Source organism: bacterium (genome assembly GCA_020444325.1).
Classification (GTDB): domain Bacteria; phylum Bacteroidota; class Ignavibacteria; order SZUA-365; family SZUA-365; genus BM516.
This window is the reverse complement of the sequence record JAHLLD010000005.1, coordinates 16,745-34,140: the sequence shown is the minus strand read 5'-3', so window position 1 is coordinate 34,140 and position 17,396 is coordinate 16,745. Positions and strand designations below refer to the sequence as shown.

Here is a 17,396-nt window from a genome sequence, read left to right as displayed (position 1 = left end):
TTGAATTGAGATTGCCATGATGATCAGACATGCACAATGCTGTCTTCACTTCCATACTCGTTCGGTGCATAGGCATCTGCATTCCAGTCGTTCTCCCAACGATCTCCATCGACGAGAAAACGATAACGGTACGAACGACCCGCATCCAGGCTCAGGGAAATGTAGCGTGTCCCGTCTTTTCGCACGCGCAAGGGATGCGCCTCGGCATCCCAGTCATTGAATTCCCCGCACAGGGCAACGCGCTGCGCCTGCACTTCGGCAGGGAGATAGAACGTCACCCGGCAGGAACGACCGGTTCGGGTATAACTCTTCTTGGGCATGGTCCTTTGCTTGCATCAACATGAAACGAATTGTGACAGAACAAAAATACAACAGCGCGGCGAAAAAATCAGTACTAGAGCCATCCCCGGCGACGGAAGAAAAGAAACATGCCTGCCGCGATACCGAACATCAGCGTCAGCACGGCGGGGTATCCCCAGGCCGTGCGGAGTTCGGGCATGTACTCGAAGTTCATCCCGTAAATTCCGGCGATGAAGGTGAGGGGTATGAACACCGTGGCAATCACGGTCAGCACTTTCATGACTTCGTTCATCCGGTTGCTCTCATGCGTCATGTACAGTTCGATCAATCCTCCGATGGTCTCCCGATCACTCTCAATCATGTCGAGTACCTGGTTGAGATGATCCTGGACATCATGCAGGAACATCGTGATATCACTGCCGACCATTTCCGTCTCTTCCCGCTGCAGCTGCATGACGACGTCGCGAAGGGGCAGCACGGCGCGGCGCAGACGCGTGAGGCTTCGGCGCAGATCATGCAATCGCGTAATGATCTCGCGGGACGGATTGCCGAGCACCGCTTCTTCCAGTTCTTCGACAGCATCATCCATGTTTTCGAGAATGAGCACGTAGTGATCGACGACGGAATCGATCAGCGAATAGAGGAGGTAATCCGCACCGCGCGCACGGAAGCGTCCGTTCGCCGCACCGATGCGCTCTTTGTTCGGTGCGAACACCTTCTGCTCGGAATCGCTGAAGGAAAGAACGAGATTCCCGATCAGCAGCAGACAGATATTTTCTTCATCCAGCGCTTCACCATTGTCATCGCGCAGATGACGCAATACAATGAAGAGGTACTGTTCGAACTGTTCGAACTTGGGCCGATGCGACGCATTGCTGATGTCTTCGAGCGTAAGCGCATGCAGTCCGAAGGCCGCCCCGATACGCTCAAGCATCTCGACATCATGCACACCTTCGACGCGCAGCCACTGCACGCCTTCGCGATCAGCCAGTGCGGGAAGGTCATCCGGGGTGATGACTTCTTCATACACGACCTCCGGTGTGTAGCGAAGATAGCGCAGCTCGGCGGTGCCTTCACGCGATTCGCCGGTATAGATGACGGTGCCAGGTGGGAGTCCCGCTTCCTTGCGTTTCCGCAGGCGGGGAATTCTGTTGCGAGTGATGCGTTGCCATTGCTTCCGTACCATACTGTCCTCCGTTACACGAACGCGGTTGCGCGCCAGTGCTGCGCGGTTTCCTCTTTCCCGTTGTGCATATTTTTCTGTTCATTGCATTATTACGTAAATTGTTCATGAAAGAAAACCGCAAACAACACGGTTTCATTCTCCCACGCATACGGAGGTGCGATCGACAACAGAATGTCGACACCGACGCAGCACGTATTGCAGCTCTCGCGTCCCCTGGCTTTCTTCGATCTCGAGACCACGGGCGTGAACATCCGGAGCGATCGCATCGTCGAAATCGCAGTGCTGAAGTACCTCCCGAACGGCACCGTCCGCGAACTCACCTCCCGCATCAATCCTGAAATTCCGATTCCCCCCGACGCCACGGCGGTGCACGGCATCACCGATGCCGACGTCGCACTGCAACCCACATTCACACAGTTCGCCGATACGCTGCTCGCGTTTCTCGACGGCTGTGATCTGAGCGGCTTCAACGTACGACGCTTTGATCTTCCGCTGCTGCAGCTCGAGTTGCAGCGCTGCCAGCGAACACTGCCGATGGAAGGACGCCACGTGATCGACGTGCAGACGATCTTCCACCGGAAGGAACCGCGCGATCTCTCCGCAGCTCTGCGTTTTTATTGCAAGCGCGAACACGAAGGCGCGCATGGTGCACTGGCGGATGCGCAGGCGACAGCGGATATTCTCGCCGCGCAGCTGCAGCACTATGAAGATCTCCCTTCCGATATTGCCGCACTTGAAGAAGTGGTGCATCCGAAAGACCCGTCATGGGTTGATGCCGAAGGCAAACTTGTGTGGGAAGGAAATAATGTTATTATAGCCTTTGGCAAATACCGTGGCACATCATTACAGCAGCTTATCAATCGTGATCGCGACTATCTCCATTGGATTCTCGATGGAGGATTTCATGAATCGACGAAATCGGTAATTCGCAAGGCCCTGGAAGGCTCCCTTCCTGAAGGGCCTCCATCCTTATTCGCGCAAGAGAACGGATAATGTGACACACTGTCACCCACACCCACATCTCACTTCAAGGAGGACTGAATATGGCCAAGAAAGCAGCAGCGAAGAAACCCGCTGCGAAAAAACCCGCGGCGAAGAAGGCGGTGAAAAAAGCCGTGAAGAAAGCTGCGCCGAAGAAGGCTGCGAAGAAAGCAGTGAAGAAGGCTGCGCCGAAAAAAGCTGCGGCGAAGAAAGCGGTGAAGAAGGCCACGAAGAAAGCCGCACCGAAGAAAGCTGCCGCGAAGAAAGTGGTGAAGAAGGCCACGAAGAAAGCTGCACCGAAGAAGGCTGCCGCGAAGAAAACCGTGAAAAAAGCCGTGAAAAAAGCTGCGCCGAAAAAAGCTGCGAAGAAGGCTGTGAAGAAAGCAACGCCGAAAAAAGCAGCAGCGAAAAAAGCAGTGAAGAAGGCCACGAAGAAAGCGGCGCCGAAGAAGGCTGCCGCAAAGAAGAAAGCCCCTGCCAAGAAGAGTACGGCGAAAAAAGCGACCAAGAAAAAAGCTTCGCCTAGAAGGGCCGCAGCAAAGAACCAGTCTGCGGCCCATAAAAAAGCGACGCAACGCGGTCGAGCCGCAAGTACCGAAGTCTGGGGCATCAAGACCTGCGGGACCACCCGCAAGGCAATGAAGTTCCTCGACGGCAACAAGGTACCGTATGTCTTCAAGGACCTGAAAACAGAGCAGCCGCCTAAAACGCTGCTGCGCGAAGCACTCAAAGGTATGGACGGCTACCGCAAGGCGTTCAACACCAGCGGTGGTTCGTACAAGACCGGAGGATGGAAAGACAAGGTCGACGGGATGAACAAAGAGCAGGTTGTCGATGCGCTCAGCAAAGACACCATGCTCATCAAACGTCCCCTGGTGAGAGGAAAGAAAGGTATCACCATCGGCTTCGATGAAGCGGCGATCAAGAAAGCCGTGAAATAGCGGTCTTTTCCCGAGGTACTGAAAACCGGAGACAACACGTCTCCGGTTTTTTTTTATTGCTGCAGCCCGATCGCAATACTCAGCCGATTGGGAACACAGGTAATGCGTTGTCCCGGAGTGATGATAGGCGGATGCGCGGCACAGATGCCATACCTGCAGGAAGCGGACTGCACGGAAAGGCGCCTGTCGCTGACGACCACAAGCAGGTGTCCCCCGTCATGTCCCTCAAGATCATACTCCGCATCTTCATGCAGCGGAATAGCCTGCACGAGTTTCCCATCCCTGTACACTTCCGCCGTGCGACTGAAATCCGGTATGCGGTTGACATAGCGCAGCAGCACCGGATCGCTCTGCAGTTCCCCGAGCTGCAGCTCCTCTTCGAGATCACGCAGTGCCGCATAAAACAGTGAAGCACCATCATGGAAATCCCGCCGGCGAATGCCTTCGAACAGCACGATACCGCCGGGGAGGGTACCACTGAGATGGCTTTGCCGCAGGCGGAGAAAGCGTTCTCCGAAATACTCTGCGAGGTATTCCTCCGCCAGCCGTTCCGCCTTGTCAACGTTCTCGGTGAGCACGCTGACATCAATCAGGGTCTGGGAAATTTTATTGCGAATAACCTCGGGTGCAGATTTGCGCGCCTGGTCCTTCACCTGAAGAAAGCCGAGTTTGAAAAATTCTCTCCTGTCCATACGTGTTCCGTTTTAATGCTCACAGGTGATACAGAATGGCTCTCCCGCCTTGCTGCCTGATGGTGCATACCACTGTCCCATCAGGTCAAACCGCCCTTCATCCCCCTGATGCCACACGACAAGCAATGTACCGTCGCGCAGCATCGCGACCTTCGGCATCTTGCGGGGAATGCGGTCGTCCCGCGTGTTCACTTTCTGATTTGCACCGACGCTCCTTCCATCCCTGGTCAGCCACTGCAGATAGATATCGCCCTTCTGGTTGCGTTCCGTGTTGCGATGATCTTCCCAGCATGCGACCACGCGTTCACCACCATCGCTGTCGAGCACGACGAGACGCTGCCATCGGTCGGTGCTGTCATCATTAAGCCGGGTTGCTGCACTGAGACTGCTGCTGCCAAGATCCGCGCTGCGCAGGTAGATATTGCTGTGTCCCTCCCGGTAATCCTTCCATGCGAACAGGGCCGAATCCGGCGGCAGAGCAAGCGCCGCGGGCAGCGTGGTCATGGCCTTGCGCTGGGCGGAATCCACGAGGAGATTTGTGCCGACTCCGTCGCCCTGAAGTACGGCAGCGTAAAATTTCCACGCGCCATCAACGCGATTGTCAGGCCAGATCAGCAGGGGATGTGCACCGTTGTCGGCCGCGACTCGTGGAGCGCCCTGCATGGCACGGGAAGAATCATCGTTCACCATCAACGCATGACCCATGCGCTGTCCCTCCGCGTCGATGCGCTGCGCATACACATCCACTGCACCGTTTCGATAATCCTGCCAGGTGAGGACGGCACCGTTCCCACTGCTCCCCGCGGCGGGCATGACCGCGTTGCAGCACGGATCGCTGACAGCAATGCTGCCGCCCGCGGGACGACCCTGCGCGTCGAGCAAACGCATGCGTATCGCGGAATGCGTGCCGCAGGTTTCCTGCCATGCGACAATGATGCCGCCGCCGCCAAGGAATGCCGCGGCGGGACGCAGTTGCTCACAGCTCTTGCCGGTACTGAGGGGAACGGCATGCAGCGCTTCCCGCTGAAAGGGATGCAGCATTGTGCCGAGGATACGCGTGGAATCGGAAGTGCGCAGTGACCAGACGCAAAACACGCGATCCGCATCATCGTCCGCCAGCACCGCATGCCACGCATTGTGCACGCTGTCCGCATACATCACCGTGCGCGTCATTTCCTGCGTATCTTCCTGCGCACGCAATGTGCCGACATATCCGAGCAGCAGCACAACCATGAGTACCGAGGTTTTCATGCAGGAAATATAGCAGGCATTTTGCATTTCCGCTTCCCCCGCGTAATTTTTTGGTTTGTACATTCTGTTCCCACTCCAAGCGAAGCAAGGACCCATGCCAGCGAAAAAAGCATCAACAAAAGGGAAAGCAAAGCGCTCAGCCGCATCCAAAGCGACAGGCGCCGCTTCTTCCCTCATCATCAGGGGCGCAAGGGTCCACAATCTCAAGAACATCGATATCGAGCTGCCGCATCAATCGTTGATCGTTATCACCGGGGTGAGCGGTTCCGGAAAATCGAGCCTGGCGTTCGATACCATTTATGCGGAGGGACAGCGCCGCTACGTGGAGAGCCTTTCCGCATATGCCCGGCAGTTTCTCGAGCGCATGGACAAACCCGACGTGGATTTCATCCAGGGCATCGCACCCGCCATCGCCATCGAGCAGAAAACCACGAGCCGCAATCCCCGCTCCACTGTGGGCACCACCACGGAAGTCTACGATTATCTGCGCCTGCTGTACGCGCGCATCGGCAAGACATATTGCGTGAACGACGGTGAGCTCGTGCAGCGCGACTCCGTGCGAACGGTCATGGAGCGCTTCGAGACGCTGAAAGACGGCAGCAAGCTGTACATCATGTTTCCCATGCACGCGCATGAGGGACACAGTATGGAGGATGAACTCGAGAATCTGCGCAAGCAGGGCTTCATCCGCATTGTCGTCGGCGACGAGCTGATCAATCTCGAGGAAACTGACACACTGGAGGTGGAGAAAGACGAAGTCCTGGTGCTCGTCGACCGCCTCGTGTGGCGTGCGGGGAAGGACAGCGGACGCTACTCTGATTCCCTGCAAACCGCCTTTGTCGAGGGGGACGGCTACGTGCGCGTGCGACTGCTCGAAAATGGCGAGGAATGGGCGTTTAATTCCCGCTTCGCCTGCAGCGTCTGCGGCACGGCGTATGCCGAACCCGAACCGCAGCTGTTTTCCTTCAACAGTCCCGCCGGTGCCTGTCCCACCTGCCAGGGCTTCGGCCGGACAACCGGCATCGATCCGAATCTCGTCGTTCCCAACGTGAACAAAACCCTGGGTGAAGGAGCGGTACAGCCCTGGAGCACTCCAAAGCACAGCAAGCATCAGCGCGACCTCGAACGCGTCGCGCATGAGCATAACATCCGCCTCGATGTGCCCTATCGTGAACTCGAGGACAGGGAAAGGGATTTTGTCTGGGACGGTGCGAAAGGCTTCAAGGGGATTCGCGGCTTCTTCAAGATGGTGGAATCCAAGAACTACAAGATGCACTACCGCATTCTCATGGCACGGTACCGTGGGTACACCACCTGTGAAAGCTGCGGTGGTTCACGGCTGCAGCCTCATGCGCTCGCCGTGCGTGTTGCGGGACGCAGTCTTGGCACCCTGGTCAGCATGCCCATTGATCGCCTGCATGCGTTTTTCGATGACGTGGAACTCACTGCCTTCGAGATGGATGTGGCGGGACGCATCATGACGGAAGTCCGCAAGCGCCTGCGCATCCTCACGGAAATCGGACTCGGCTACCTGACCATGGATCGCCTCTCGCACACCCTTTCGGGTGGTGAGGCGCAGCGCATCAACATCGCCACGTCGCTCGGCTCCTCACTGGTCGGCTCCATGTATGTTCTCGACGAACCGACGATCGGTCTGCACCCGCGCGACAACACGCGCCTCATAAGCATTCTGCAGTCGCTCCGTGACAGCGGGAATACCGTAATCGTCGTCGAGCACGACGCCGAAATGATGCAGGTCGCCGATATGATCGTCGACATTGGTCCTCTCGCCGGCGAAAACGGTGGAGAAATCGTAGCCGCGACGACGCTCGGACAGCTCAAGCGCAGAAAGCAATCGCTCACCGGTCAGTACCTCAGCGGCAAACTCACCATTCCGATTCCAACGTCCCGCCGTAAAGGCAAAAGCCGCATGACGATTCAGCAGGCCCGGCAGAACAACCTTAAGGAAATCGACGTCCGCATCCCGATCGGCGTGTTCACCTGCGTCACCGGTGTGAGCGGCTCGGGGAAAAGCACGCTGGTGCATGATATCCTGTATGGTGGATTGAAAAAGGAAATCGATGGCGCGTTCGAGGAAGAGATCGGCAGTTTCTCGGGCTTTTCCGGTCACAAGCGCATCAAGCATGTAGAGATGGTGGACCAGTCGCCGATCGGACGCACACCGCGCTCAAATCCCATCACCTATCTGAAGGCTTTCGATGGCATACGGGATCTCTTCGCTTCCACCCCGGCTGCGAAATTGCGCGGATACGCTCCCGGCGCCTTTTCCTTCAATGTGCCCGGGGGACGCTGCGACGTGTGCGAAGGCGATGGATCGATCAAGGTGGAAATGCAGTTCATGGCGGATCTCTATCTCGAATGTGAATCCTGCAAGGGCACGCGCTACAAAAAGGAAATCCTTGACATCCGTTTCAACGGAAAGAATATTGTAGATGTGCTGAACATGACGGTGACCGAAGCCCTTGTGTTCTTCGAAAGCGTCCCACGCGTGGCGAACAAGCTGCAGGTGCTCGACGATGTCGGACTCGGATACATGCGCCTGGGACAGTCTGCCACGACGCTTTCCGGCGGGGAAGCGCAGCGTCTCAAGCTTGCGCTGCACCTGTCTTCACGCAGCGACGGACACACCCTGTTCATTTTTGATGAACCGACGACAGGACTGCATTTCCACGATGTGAGCAAACTGCTCAATTGTTTCAACGCGTTGATAGAAGCCGGTCACAGCGTACTCATCATCGAACACAATCTCGATGTCATCAAATGTGCTGACTGGCTGATAGATCTTGGTCCGGAGGGCGGCGAACAAGGTGGAGAAATCGTTGCTGAAGGTACACCGGAAGACGTTGCCAAGGTCGCTTCGAGTTACACAGGCCGCTTCCTCCGCGAAATCCTGGCAGCAGGATAGCACAACACTGTTTCAGGCGTCCATTAAGCACTGGAGAACATATGGCAAACACTATCAGCTGGTTTGAAATCCCTGTTGAGGGATTCGACCGGGCCAAGCGTTTCTATGAGAAGCTGCTCGGCATCACCATCGAAGAGCAGGAAATCGGCGGCGCGCTGTTCGGTTTCCTGGGTAACTGGCAGGAGGAAGGCGTCACAGGCGCCATCGTCAAACATGAATGGTACATGCCGTCCGAACAGGGCGTCATGATTTATCTCAACGCCGGTGAGGATCTCAATCCCATGCTCACGCGTGCGGAAGCCGGCGGCGCGCAGGTGCTGATGCCGAAAACGCAGATCTCCGAAGACGTCGGCTACATGGCGGTCTTCCGCGATACGGAAGGAAATCGCATCGCACTGCATTCCCCGCACTAACCGGCACATTATTTTATGCCCTTTCTTGGAGAATTCAGCGCACTGCTGACCGCATTTCTGTGGTCGGGAACATCCATGGTATTCACCGAGGCGACCACACGCGTCGGCTCCATTCAGGTGAATATTTCACGCATGATACTTGCGCTCGTGCTGCTGTTGCTTTCCGTTCTGGTCATGGGGCTCGACCTGCGCATGTCATCCTCGCAGCTGCTCAACCTGACGTACAGCGGCATCGTCGGACTCGTGCTCGGCGACAGTTTCCTGTTCCGGGCCTTCAAGGATATCGGTGCACGCGTGTCCATGCTCGTGATGTCGCTCGTTCCCGGGTTTACCGCCCTGATGGCGTTGGCCTTCCTCGATGAGTCGCTTTCGCTGCAGGTGATTATCGGTATGGTCGTCACCATCTCCGGTGTGGCCATCGTCGTACTCGAACGGCGTCCCGCCGCCGCGGAGCGGTACAACGTGACACCGAAAGGACTGCTGTTCGCATTGCTCGGTGCGATGGGACAGGCTTCAGGACTGATATTCGCCAAGCTGGCCTTCGTCGAGGCTCCCATTCACGGACTCGTCGCAACCACCGTGCGCATCGGTACGGCCGTGATTATCTTCCTCCCCGCGGCGCTGCTGCTGCGCTGGTACCGCAACCCGTTCACCGTGTACAAGAACAATCCGACCGCATTTGGATACACTGCCGCAGGTGCCGTGCTGGGTCCCTTTCTCGGCATCACCTTCAGCTTCATCGCCATCGCGTATACTGAAGTTGCGGTGGCAACGACCATCATGGCACTGCCACCCATCATCATGCTTCCCCTTGTGCGGTACTTCTACCATGAAAAATTGAGCCTGCGCGCCATCGGAGGCGCCGTCGTCGCGGTGGCTGGTGTGGCCGTCCTTTTCCTTCGCTGAACCGGTTTCCTGGAAATACTGACAGGAGAATACAACGACTCCCGACTGGCTGACATACCTGTTTCTCATCGCCGCCGGGTTCATGGGCGGACTCGTGGATTCCATGGCCGGAGGAGGCGGGTTGATAACACTGCCCTCCCTGCTCGCGGCGGGTGTGCCGCCACATATCGCACTTGCGACCAATAAGGTTCAGAGCGCCATCGGAACCACGGTAAGCACATTGCGATACATTCGCAGCGGATACGTCCTTCTGCGCCTCGGGATCCTGGGCTTCGCGTGTTCTTTTGCGGGCAGCTACTCAGGCGCGTGGACGGTACTGCGTGTCCCGGCCTCCTCGCTCAACGCCATCATACCCATTCTCATCGTCATCGTTGCTGCGGTAACCTTCCTTCGCAGGGATTTCGGGATGAAAGACGAGAAGCGGGACCTTCGTCGCATGCATTACCTTATCGCGGGACTGTTCGCTTTTGTACTCGGCTTTTACGACGGGTTCTTCGGTCCTGGAACCGGCTCTTTCCTCGCTTTCGGCTTCGTGCTTATTTTCCGCTTCGGTTTTCTGCGGGCCACGGCGCATGCGAAACTCCTCAACCTCGCCAGCAACTATGCCGCCATCCTGGCTTTCGTGGTCGGCGGGGAGCTGTACTGGCATATCGCGCTGCCCATGGGCGTGGCGAATCTCACCGGCGCATGGACGGGAGCGGGACTTGCGATCCGCGGCGGCAGCAAGGTAATCAAACCTGTATTTGGCGCTGTTCTCATGGGATTGCTGGTAAAAATTGTCTTTTTCTGACGCGGTGGGGCGACGTCCAGCTACCTTGCTTGTTGCCACACCAAGTGATAAGTTGTTTTGCTTCACAACCTTTGGCACAAGCATGAAAACTGTACTTTCTCTTCTTGCCATCACCGCCGTGCTTTTCGCTGCCTGCTCCTCAGGCAGTGACAGTGGTGACATGTTCTCCAAGGCACGCGGTCTCGAGGAAGACGGGAAGGCAACTGACGCACTCGCTCTGTACGAGCAAATCGTCAAGGACACACCGGATGCAGAAGAAGCACCGGAGGCGCTGTTCCGTTCCGCAGCACTGTATTACAACGAACAGAAAGACAAACTCAAGGCCGCGACGACGTACGAGCTGGTCGCTGAAAAATATCCGCAGAGCACGTTTGCGCATCGCGGGCTTTTCATAGCCGGCTTCACGTATGCAAACGAGCTCGGGAATTACGAGCGCGCGCGCGTGGCGTATGAAAAATATCTGCAGCAGTATCCGGACAGTTCCATGGCGGAAACCGCGCGTTTCGAACTCGAAAACCTCGGGAAAACGCCGGAAGAGCTGCTCGAATCCCTGCAGAACTCTTCGCCGCAGGCCTCTGAATAACCATTGCCCATGAGACAGGACAACAGAAGCACATATCTGCGTCCCGATGTTGTCTCCCGCCTTTCCACCATGGAGATGCGGGCACGCCTGGTGGTGGAAGGATTCATCACGGGCCTGCATAAAAGTCCCTATCACGGCTTCAGTGTCGAATTCGCCGAACACCGGCAGTATATGCCAGGCGACGAAATTCGCCGTATCGACTGGAAGGTGTACGGTCGTACCGACCGGTACTACATCAAACAGTTCGAGGAAGAGACGAATCTCAAGAGCTATCTCGTTCTCGACACCAGCCGTTCGATGGAGTTCAAGTCCGAAGGCAACATCACGAAGCTGCAATACGCCTCCTACCTCGCCGCCGCCCTGTCATACCTGATGATGCGGCAGCAGGATGCGGTGGGACTGCTCACCTATGACGAGCAGCTGCAGAAATTCATGCCGCCGCATTCCACGAAAGTCTACCTGCAGACCATTCTTCTCGAACTTGAAAAGCTGCAGGCGGCACATGCCACGGGTACGGGACGCGCGTTGAACATGGCTGCCGAACGGCTGAACCGCCGCGGACTCGTCATGATTTTCAGCGATCTCTTCGACGATCCCGACCAGGTGCTGAGCGCACTCAAACATTTCCGCTACAACCAGCACGAAGTTATCCTTTTCCACATCCTTGATCCGCGGGAACGGAATTTCGATTTCGGACGTGACGCGATTTTCCGGGATATGGAAAACAATGAAGAGATGATGACGCAGCCCTACCAGATACAGCGTGCTTACCAGGAAGCCATGCGTGATTTCATCGCCCGCTACAAGAAGGAATGCCGCGAGCAGCGCATTGACTACGTCCTGCTCGATACCGCAACCCCGTTCGATACCGCCCTGTTTGAATACCTGAACAAACGACGCAAAATAGGGGGATAACCGTTCTCCCGTTGAATCTGCTACAGAGGTACCTCCCATGAAATATTTCCGCTACCCCGTTCTCACCGTCTTCCTGCTCGCCATGGCGCTGCAGGGCTGCGACGTGAAAGCCGTAAACGAACCGGGTCAAGACATCCAGGCTCCCACCATCGGTTTCACCACCCCGACAAGTGCGGATTCCCTTTCCGTCGGAACGGTGGACGTCATTGTCACCGTCTCGGACAATGATGCTGTACAGAAAGTCGAGATTTCCCTCGACGGCACAGTGTTCGCCACACTGACCGGCGAACCCTGGCAGAGCAGCTTCGAGGCAGAACCGCTATCCGAAGGCAGCCATGAATTGAAGGCCGTTGCCTACGACGCCGCCGGCAATATGGGGCAGACCAAGCTGACCCTTAAAAAAGGTGATACACAGGTCGAAGAAGTGCCACGCATGTCCCTGATGGAAATCGTCACCAGTGCCAATTGCGGTCCCTGTGCACCCCAGAATGAAACCTGGCATACCGCCATGCAGTCAGCAGTGTACAGGGAACGTGTCGCCACCATCAAGTATCACGTCTGGTGGCCGCGTTCCACCGACGAGCTGTGGCATCACAGCTCGGAGTGGTCGAAGCCGCGCGTGGATTATCTCTTCGATCCCATTCCGCCTGCGCAGTACGGTGCACCGAACGGCTGGGTCGGTGGAGAAATGATTTCGAACAGAGCGTCAAACTGGATTTCTTCCACCGACGTGGATATGCAGAAACCTGCCGGCGCGAAGATCGAGCTCGAGAGTTCAAAAGAAGGAAATGTCATTTCCCTGACCATTCGAGTAACGGGAATCAGTACGTCCGGATATTCCGATCTGCGCCTGCATACTGCGGTGACGGAGAGCGAGATAGAATACAACGACGGAAACGCCGAGAATATTCACTATGAAGTTATGCGTCGCATGTATCCTGACGCCCAGGGTGAAACCGTAACCATCGGAAACGGACAGCTGTCGACCTTCCAGCGCAGCATTACCATTGATGACGAATGGAATGCGGATCATCTCGAAGCCGTCGTCTTTCTCCAGAGCAAGGGCAGCAAGGAAGTGCTGCAGGCCGCAAAGCTCGAACTCTGATTTCCCCTCCCCCGAATCATTTCCCTGAAATTCGTCAGCCGTGCCGTGTCGCTTCATACAGCGACACGGCGACGGCATTGGCGACATTGATGCTGTCAACCCCGCCGCGCATGGGAATGGTGAATTGTTCATCGCACAACGCCAGCGCTTCAGGGGTCAGTCCTTCCGCCTCGCTCCCGAACAGCAGACAGATTTCTCCACCCATCTCCCGCTGCTCACGCAGAACGTGCGCACCACCCCGCGGTGTTGTCCCGACAATGCGCCAGCCGAGTTCCTCCCTGCAGCGCTGCAGCGTTTCGAGCAGATGTTCACAGCGGTGAATGCGCAGCGAGAACACATTGCCCAGCGATACGCGCACGCTACGCCGCAAATAGGGACTGCAGCTGTCACTTCCCACCACCATGCTGCCGACGCCGAACGCCGCACAATTCCGCAGTATCATCCCCATATTTTCCGCATCCGCCAGTCCCTCCAGCGCCACGTGAACCTTCCTGCCGTGTGCGCCACCGCGCAGATCCTCGAGTGTGGGATTCGGAGGCTGCGGCGCGGCGGCAAGCAGTCTCTGATGCAGGGAAAAGCCGACGATGCCATCGAGCAGCGCGTCATCACCGAGATACACTGTCGTGGCGGCGTAGCGCTGATCCTGCAGCAGAGGTTCGAGCGCATGCAGCCATGATTGGTTCATCAACAGCGAAATCGGCACGAGCTCGGATTGCAGCAGTGCGCGCACAGCTTTTTCTCCTTCGGCGACGACATGATCGCCTTTCCAGTGCTGCGTGCGCTCGCGCAGGGTGCGGTAGGGTTCCAGTTCCGGGAGGTCGAGTGTATCGATGTGCTGCAGCTGCATGTGCTTCCTACATCACGAAATATTTGAAAAGATAAATGATCGCACCCACCATTCCCCCGACCACGGCGCCGTTGACACGGATGAACTGGAGGTCTCCGCCGACCTTTTCTTCTATCTGCCGCACCAGCTGTTCGTCGTCGAGACGGGCGAGGTTGCGTTCGACAATAGCGCCGATTTCTCCATGATAGCGCTCGACGATATCCGCCGCCCGCTCACGCAACCATGTATCCACCCGCGCCTGCGCATCGGGATTGGATCCAAAGCGCTGGAGTCCACGGTCCATCGCAGCGGCGATCTGCTGCATGATGATGGAGTGTTCCGCCTCGATATCGCGCAGCAGCCAGTCGCGCACACGTGCAATCGGTGCCCGCAGCAGTTCCGTCGCCTGTTCTCCCTCGAACATTTCCATGCGCCATGCATGCACATGCTCGCGCAGCAGGCCGTTGTCTTCCAGCGTCGCGACAGCGCCGGTCAGCCAGCGCTCGAAATCAGCGCGCGCCGGATGCGCCTCATCTTCCTGCATGCGGCGCAGCTCCTCGTTCAGCGTGGCAACGATGGCTTCGGCAAGATCGTCATAGTTGAGGGTGTTCGTACTCTCGGCCATCCACTTGCCGAGGCGACGAAGAGGATTGTCCGCATAGTCCTCCGCCACCCTGCGCAGCTGCGTGATGATGACGCGGCGCACATCCGGCGTCTCCAGCCAGCTCGCTGCCTGTCCGATGGCATGCGTGAACAGTGCACGGTGCCAACCGCCTTCGATGCCGCGCGTCGCAGCGGCACGCATCCAGCGGAGCAGATCGTCGGTCTGGACGTGTGTGCGCAGCATGGCGCCGATGTTTCGTGCCAGGCGCTCGTCCTCAACATCACGCAGCAGCTCGGCAAGAACGCCGCGTAGAAAGCGCAGCAGCGAGGCCCGGTTTTCCTCGCGTTCAAGAGCCCTGAGCAGTGCCGAGGAGATGCTCCAGGAAGAAAAATGCTCGAGTATGGTTTCCTTGGTGAGCCAGCGGTTCTGCACCATGTCGATGATGCCCCCGGTCAGCTTGGCGCGATGCTTGGGGATGATGGCCGTATGGGGAATGCGAAGACCGAAGGGATGACGAAACAGCGCGACGACGGCAAACCAGTCAGCCAGTCCCCCGATCATCGCAGCCTCGGCGAACGCATGCAGCAGTCCGCCCAGGAACGCCTGTTCGAATGGCAGCGTGATAAAAAAAAGCAGTGTCGCGGTGAGAAGCGACACCGGTGCGAGCAGTGTCGTGCGTTTCATATACTATCCACAGTAATCTCTGACAACATACTGCAGTCCCTTCCCGCTGGCAAGCGCCGGGCAGTGCAGCGCCGGGCAGCGCAACGCCGGGGAATCCTCAACAATATGCAGATGTTGCATAAAGAGAACACACAAAGGAGAGCTATGACGCAGACAGGCAAGATTCGCGACGGAGTGTTTGATTTCCCCGATCTCTCGACCCTTCCACCGGATGGGGGAAAGGAATTCAACCGCCTGGTCTTCACCTCCAGTCCCTACCTGCTGCAGCACGCGCGGAATCCCGTACAGTGGTATCCCTGGGGCGATGAAGCCTTCGAGCGCGCGCAGCGTGAGGATAAACCCGTATTCCTTTCCATCGGCTACTCCACCTGCCACTGGTGCCATGTCATGGAACATGAGTCGTTCGAAGACCCGCGCGTTGCCGCCTATCTCGCCGAACATTTCATTTCCATCAAGGTCGACCGGGAGGAACGGCCGGATATCGACGATATCTACATGACAGTCTGCCAGGCGATGACAGGTGCGGGCGGATGGCCGCTGACGGTGTTTCTCACACCGGACAAGCAGCCGTTCTTCGCCGGAACGTACTATCCGCCGGAAGATCGTTTCGGAAGGCCCGGCTTCATGCGTGTCATACAGTCCCTCAGCGACGCGTGGGAAAACGACAGACAGAAAATACTCGGTATCGGTGCGCAGCTGCAATCACAGCTGCGTGACGCTCTGCGTCCCACAGCCGATGAAATCGGGGACGATATTCTCGAACGCGCCGTCAACGGATTCCGATCCAATTACGACAGCCGCTGGGGTGGATTCGGTGCTGCGCCCAAATTTCCCATGGGGCACACGCTCAGCTTCCTGCTGCGCCGTGCGTCGGCCGACAATGATGCGGAGCTTCTGGGCATGGTGGAGGAAACGCTGCTGCGCATGTATCGCGGGGGACTCTGGGATCATCTCGGTGGCGGCTTCTGCAGATATTCCACCGACAGCAAATGGCTGGTTCCGCATTTTGAAAAGATGCTGTACGATAATGCGCTTCTGCTCTCCGCCTATACCGATGCATGGCGGGTGACGCGAAAGGACGCCTACCGGCAGATTGCCGAAGAACTCGTCACCTATATCGAACGCGATATGACAGACACACGCGGCATGTTCTACTCTGCCGAAAACGCCGACAGCGAAGGGGTCGAAGGAAAATTCTACGTGTTCACGAAGGCGGAATTCGACGGCATCGCCGGGGCGGATGCGGAAATGCTTGCGGAATATTTCGGGGTGGAAGCTGCAGGGAATTTCGAACAGGGACAGAACATCCTGCATATCGCTGTCGATCCATACGAATGGGCGCAGCGGCATGACATTTCTTTTGAGGAAGGTTTGGCTCGGGTCGACGCCGCGAAATCCCGCCTCTTCGCGTATCGATCCCGACGCGTCCACCCCTCGCTCGATGATAAAATCCTCACGGCGTGGAATGGACTCATGATCTCCGCGCTCGCACAGGCTGGCAGTGCCTTCGATGATGCGCGCATGACGGAGATGGCGCGCAGGGCAGCGGACGCACTCGTGTCACACATGCTGCGGGATGACGGAACCCTGCTGCGCAGGCTGCGTGGAGACAGCGCGGGCATCGACGGCTTCCTGGAGGACTATGCGTTTCTCTGTGCAGGAATGATCGACCTGTATGAGGCGACGTTTGAAGTACGCTGGCTGCGCACCGCCGTGGAACTTGCGGAGCAAATGCTGCGCAGGTTCAGTGATGAAGAGAGTGCGGCCCTGTTCTTTACTGCGGACAATGCCGAGAGGCTGCTGGTACGAAGTATGGATGCGCAGGATGGCGCGCTGCCCTCTGGCAACAGTGTCGCGGCGTTGAGCCTGCTGCGCCTCGCGCGCATGACGGGACGCAGTGATTTTGAAGCGCGGGCCGAGGGCATCGTGCACGCATTCGGCGCACAGATCTCCCGCACACCCACCGGCAGTACCGTCATGCTCATGGCCTGGGATTTCGCCCGCGCCGCGGGAAAGGAGATCGTCCTCGCTGCCCCTACGCGAGAGGCGGCAGCAGAGCTGCTCTCTGTGGTCCGTGAACATTTCCTACCGAACAGCGTCATCCTTCTGCGTACGGATGAGGAAGGCGATGCTCTCAGCGCACTGGTTCCGTTTGTCGCAGACATGAAGGCCGTCGACAATGTGCCGACGGCCTGGGTGTGCAGAAATTTTGCCTGCGATCTTCCGGTGCAGCGCGCCACCGCACTCGGTCCACGCCTGAGGAAGTGATCCTATGCATGCACTCCGCCAATGA

Annotated in this window: 16 protein-coding genes; 10 read left to right on the top strand and 6 right to left on the bottom strand. The window is 57.4% G+C overall.

The window, feature by feature from the left end:
* Positions 1–23 precede the first annotated feature (23 nt).
* Together KQI65_08260 and corA are read right to left on the bottom strand one after the other, a co-directional pair.
* Positions 24–320, bottom strand: a complete 297-nt coding sequence (locus KQI65_08260; GenBank protein MCB2204728.1) for an isoamylase early set domain-containing protein — start codon at positions 318–320, stop codon at positions 24–26.
* A gap of 74 nt (positions 321–394) precedes the next feature.
* Positions 395–1,486, bottom strand: coding sequence for a magnesium/cobalt transporter CorA (gene corA, locus KQI65_08255; protein ID MCB2204727.1), 1,092 nt, complete (start codon positions 1,484–1,486; stop codon positions 395–397).
* Between the two features lie 171 nt (positions 1,487–1,657).
* Between corA and KQI65_08250 the strand changes: the two genes are divergently transcribed.
* Positions 1,658–2,479 (top strand): 3'-5' exonuclease, encoded by an 822-nt coding sequence (locus tag KQI65_08250; GenBank protein ID MCB2204726.1) that lies wholly within the window; start codon positions 1,658–1,660, stop codon positions 2,477–2,479.
* A 50-nt stretch (positions 2,480–2,529) separates the two neighbouring features.
* The gene (locus KQI65_08245; GenBank protein MCB2204725.1) at positions 2,530–3,408 is read left to right on the top strand and encodes a Spx/MgsR family RNA polymerase-binding regulatory protein; all 879 of its coding nucleotides are present in this window, start codon (positions 2,530–2,532) and stop codon (positions 3,406–3,408) included.
* A gap of 53 nt (positions 3,409–3,461) precedes the next feature.
* Here the strand turns inward: KQI65_08245 and KQI65_08240 are convergent, their stop codons facing one another.
* Positions 3,462–4,100: a NusG domain II-containing protein gene (locus KQI65_08240; protein MCB2204724.1), complete on the bottom strand. Its 639-nt coding sequence runs from the start codon at positions 4,098–4,100 to the stop codon at positions 3,462–3,464.
* Between the two features lie 12 nt (positions 4,101–4,112).
* A complete protein-coding gene (locus KQI65_08235) occupies positions 4,113–5,414 on the bottom strand; it encodes a hypothetical protein (GenBank protein ID MCB2204723.1) in 1,302 nt (433 codons plus the stop codon).
* Between the two features lie 31 nt (positions 5,415–5,445).
* Between KQI65_08235 and uvrA the strand changes: the two genes are divergently transcribed.
* The 7 genes from uvrA (at position 5,446) to KQI65_08200 (ending at position 12,989) form a co-directional block, all read left to right on the top strand.
* On the top strand, positions 5,446–8,277 hold the full coding sequence (uvrA, locus tag KQI65_08230; GenBank protein MCB2204722.1) for an excinuclease ABC subunit UvrA: 2,832 nt from the start codon (positions 5,446–5,448) through the stop codon (positions 8,275–8,277).
* A 41-nt stretch (positions 8,278–8,318) separates the two neighbouring features.
* Positions 8,319–8,690 carry a VOC family protein gene (locus KQI65_08225; protein MCB2204721.1) on the top strand — a complete coding sequence of 124 codons (372 nt, stop codon included), beginning with the start codon at positions 8,319–8,321 and terminating at the stop codon, positions 8,688–8,690.
* Between the two features lie 15 nt (positions 8,691–8,705).
* Complete coding sequence (locus KQI65_08220; protein MCB2204720.1) at positions 8,706–9,596, top strand: DMT family transporter; 891 nt, start codon at positions 8,706–8,708, stop codon at positions 9,594–9,596.
* A gap of 82 nt (positions 9,597–9,678) precedes the next feature.
* Positions 9,679–10,386 (top strand): TSUP family transporter, encoded by a 708-nt coding sequence (locus KQI65_08215; protein ID MCB2204719.1) that lies wholly within the window; start codon positions 9,679–9,681, stop codon positions 10,384–10,386.
* Positions 10,387–10,468: 82 nt separating this feature from the next.
* Positions 10,469–10,969 carry a tetratricopeptide repeat protein gene (locus KQI65_08210; protein MCB2204718.1) on the top strand — a complete coding sequence of 167 codons (501 nt, stop codon included), beginning with the start codon at positions 10,469–10,471 and terminating at the stop codon, positions 10,967–10,969.
* A 9-nt stretch (positions 10,970–10,978) separates the two neighbouring features.
* Positions 10,979–11,884: a DUF58 domain-containing protein gene (locus tag KQI65_08205; protein MCB2204717.1), complete on the top strand. Its 906-nt coding sequence runs from the start codon at positions 10,979–10,981 to the stop codon at positions 11,882–11,884.
* Positions 11,885–11,921: 37 nt separating this feature from the next.
* Positions 11,922–12,989 carry an Omp28-related outer membrane protein gene (locus KQI65_08200; GenBank protein MCB2204716.1) on the top strand — a complete coding sequence of 356 codons (1,068 nt, stop codon included), beginning with the start codon at positions 11,922–11,924 and terminating at the stop codon, positions 12,987–12,989.
* A gap of 34 nt (positions 12,990–13,023) precedes the next feature.
* Here KQI65_08200 and KQI65_08195 read toward each other — a convergent pair whose 3' ends face one another.
* Positions 13,024–13,836 carry an RNA methyltransferase gene (locus KQI65_08195; GenBank protein MCB2204715.1) on the bottom strand — a complete coding sequence of 271 codons (813 nt, stop codon included), beginning with the start codon at positions 13,834–13,836 and terminating at the stop codon, positions 13,024–13,026.
* A 7-nt stretch (positions 13,837–13,843) separates the two neighbouring features.
* Positions 13,844–15,103, bottom strand: coding sequence for a DUF445 domain-containing protein (locus KQI65_08190; GenBank protein ID MCB2204714.1), 1,260 nt, complete (start codon positions 15,101–15,103; stop codon positions 13,844–13,846).
* A 144-nt stretch (positions 15,104–15,247) separates the two neighbouring features.
* Here KQI65_08190 and KQI65_08185 point away from each other — a divergent pair, with 144 nt between their 5' ends.
* Complete coding sequence (locus KQI65_08185; GenBank protein ID MCB2204713.1) at positions 15,248–17,371, top strand: thioredoxin domain-containing protein; 2,124 nt, start codon at positions 15,248–15,250, stop codon at positions 17,369–17,371.
* Positions 17,372–17,396 lie beyond the last annotated feature (25 nt).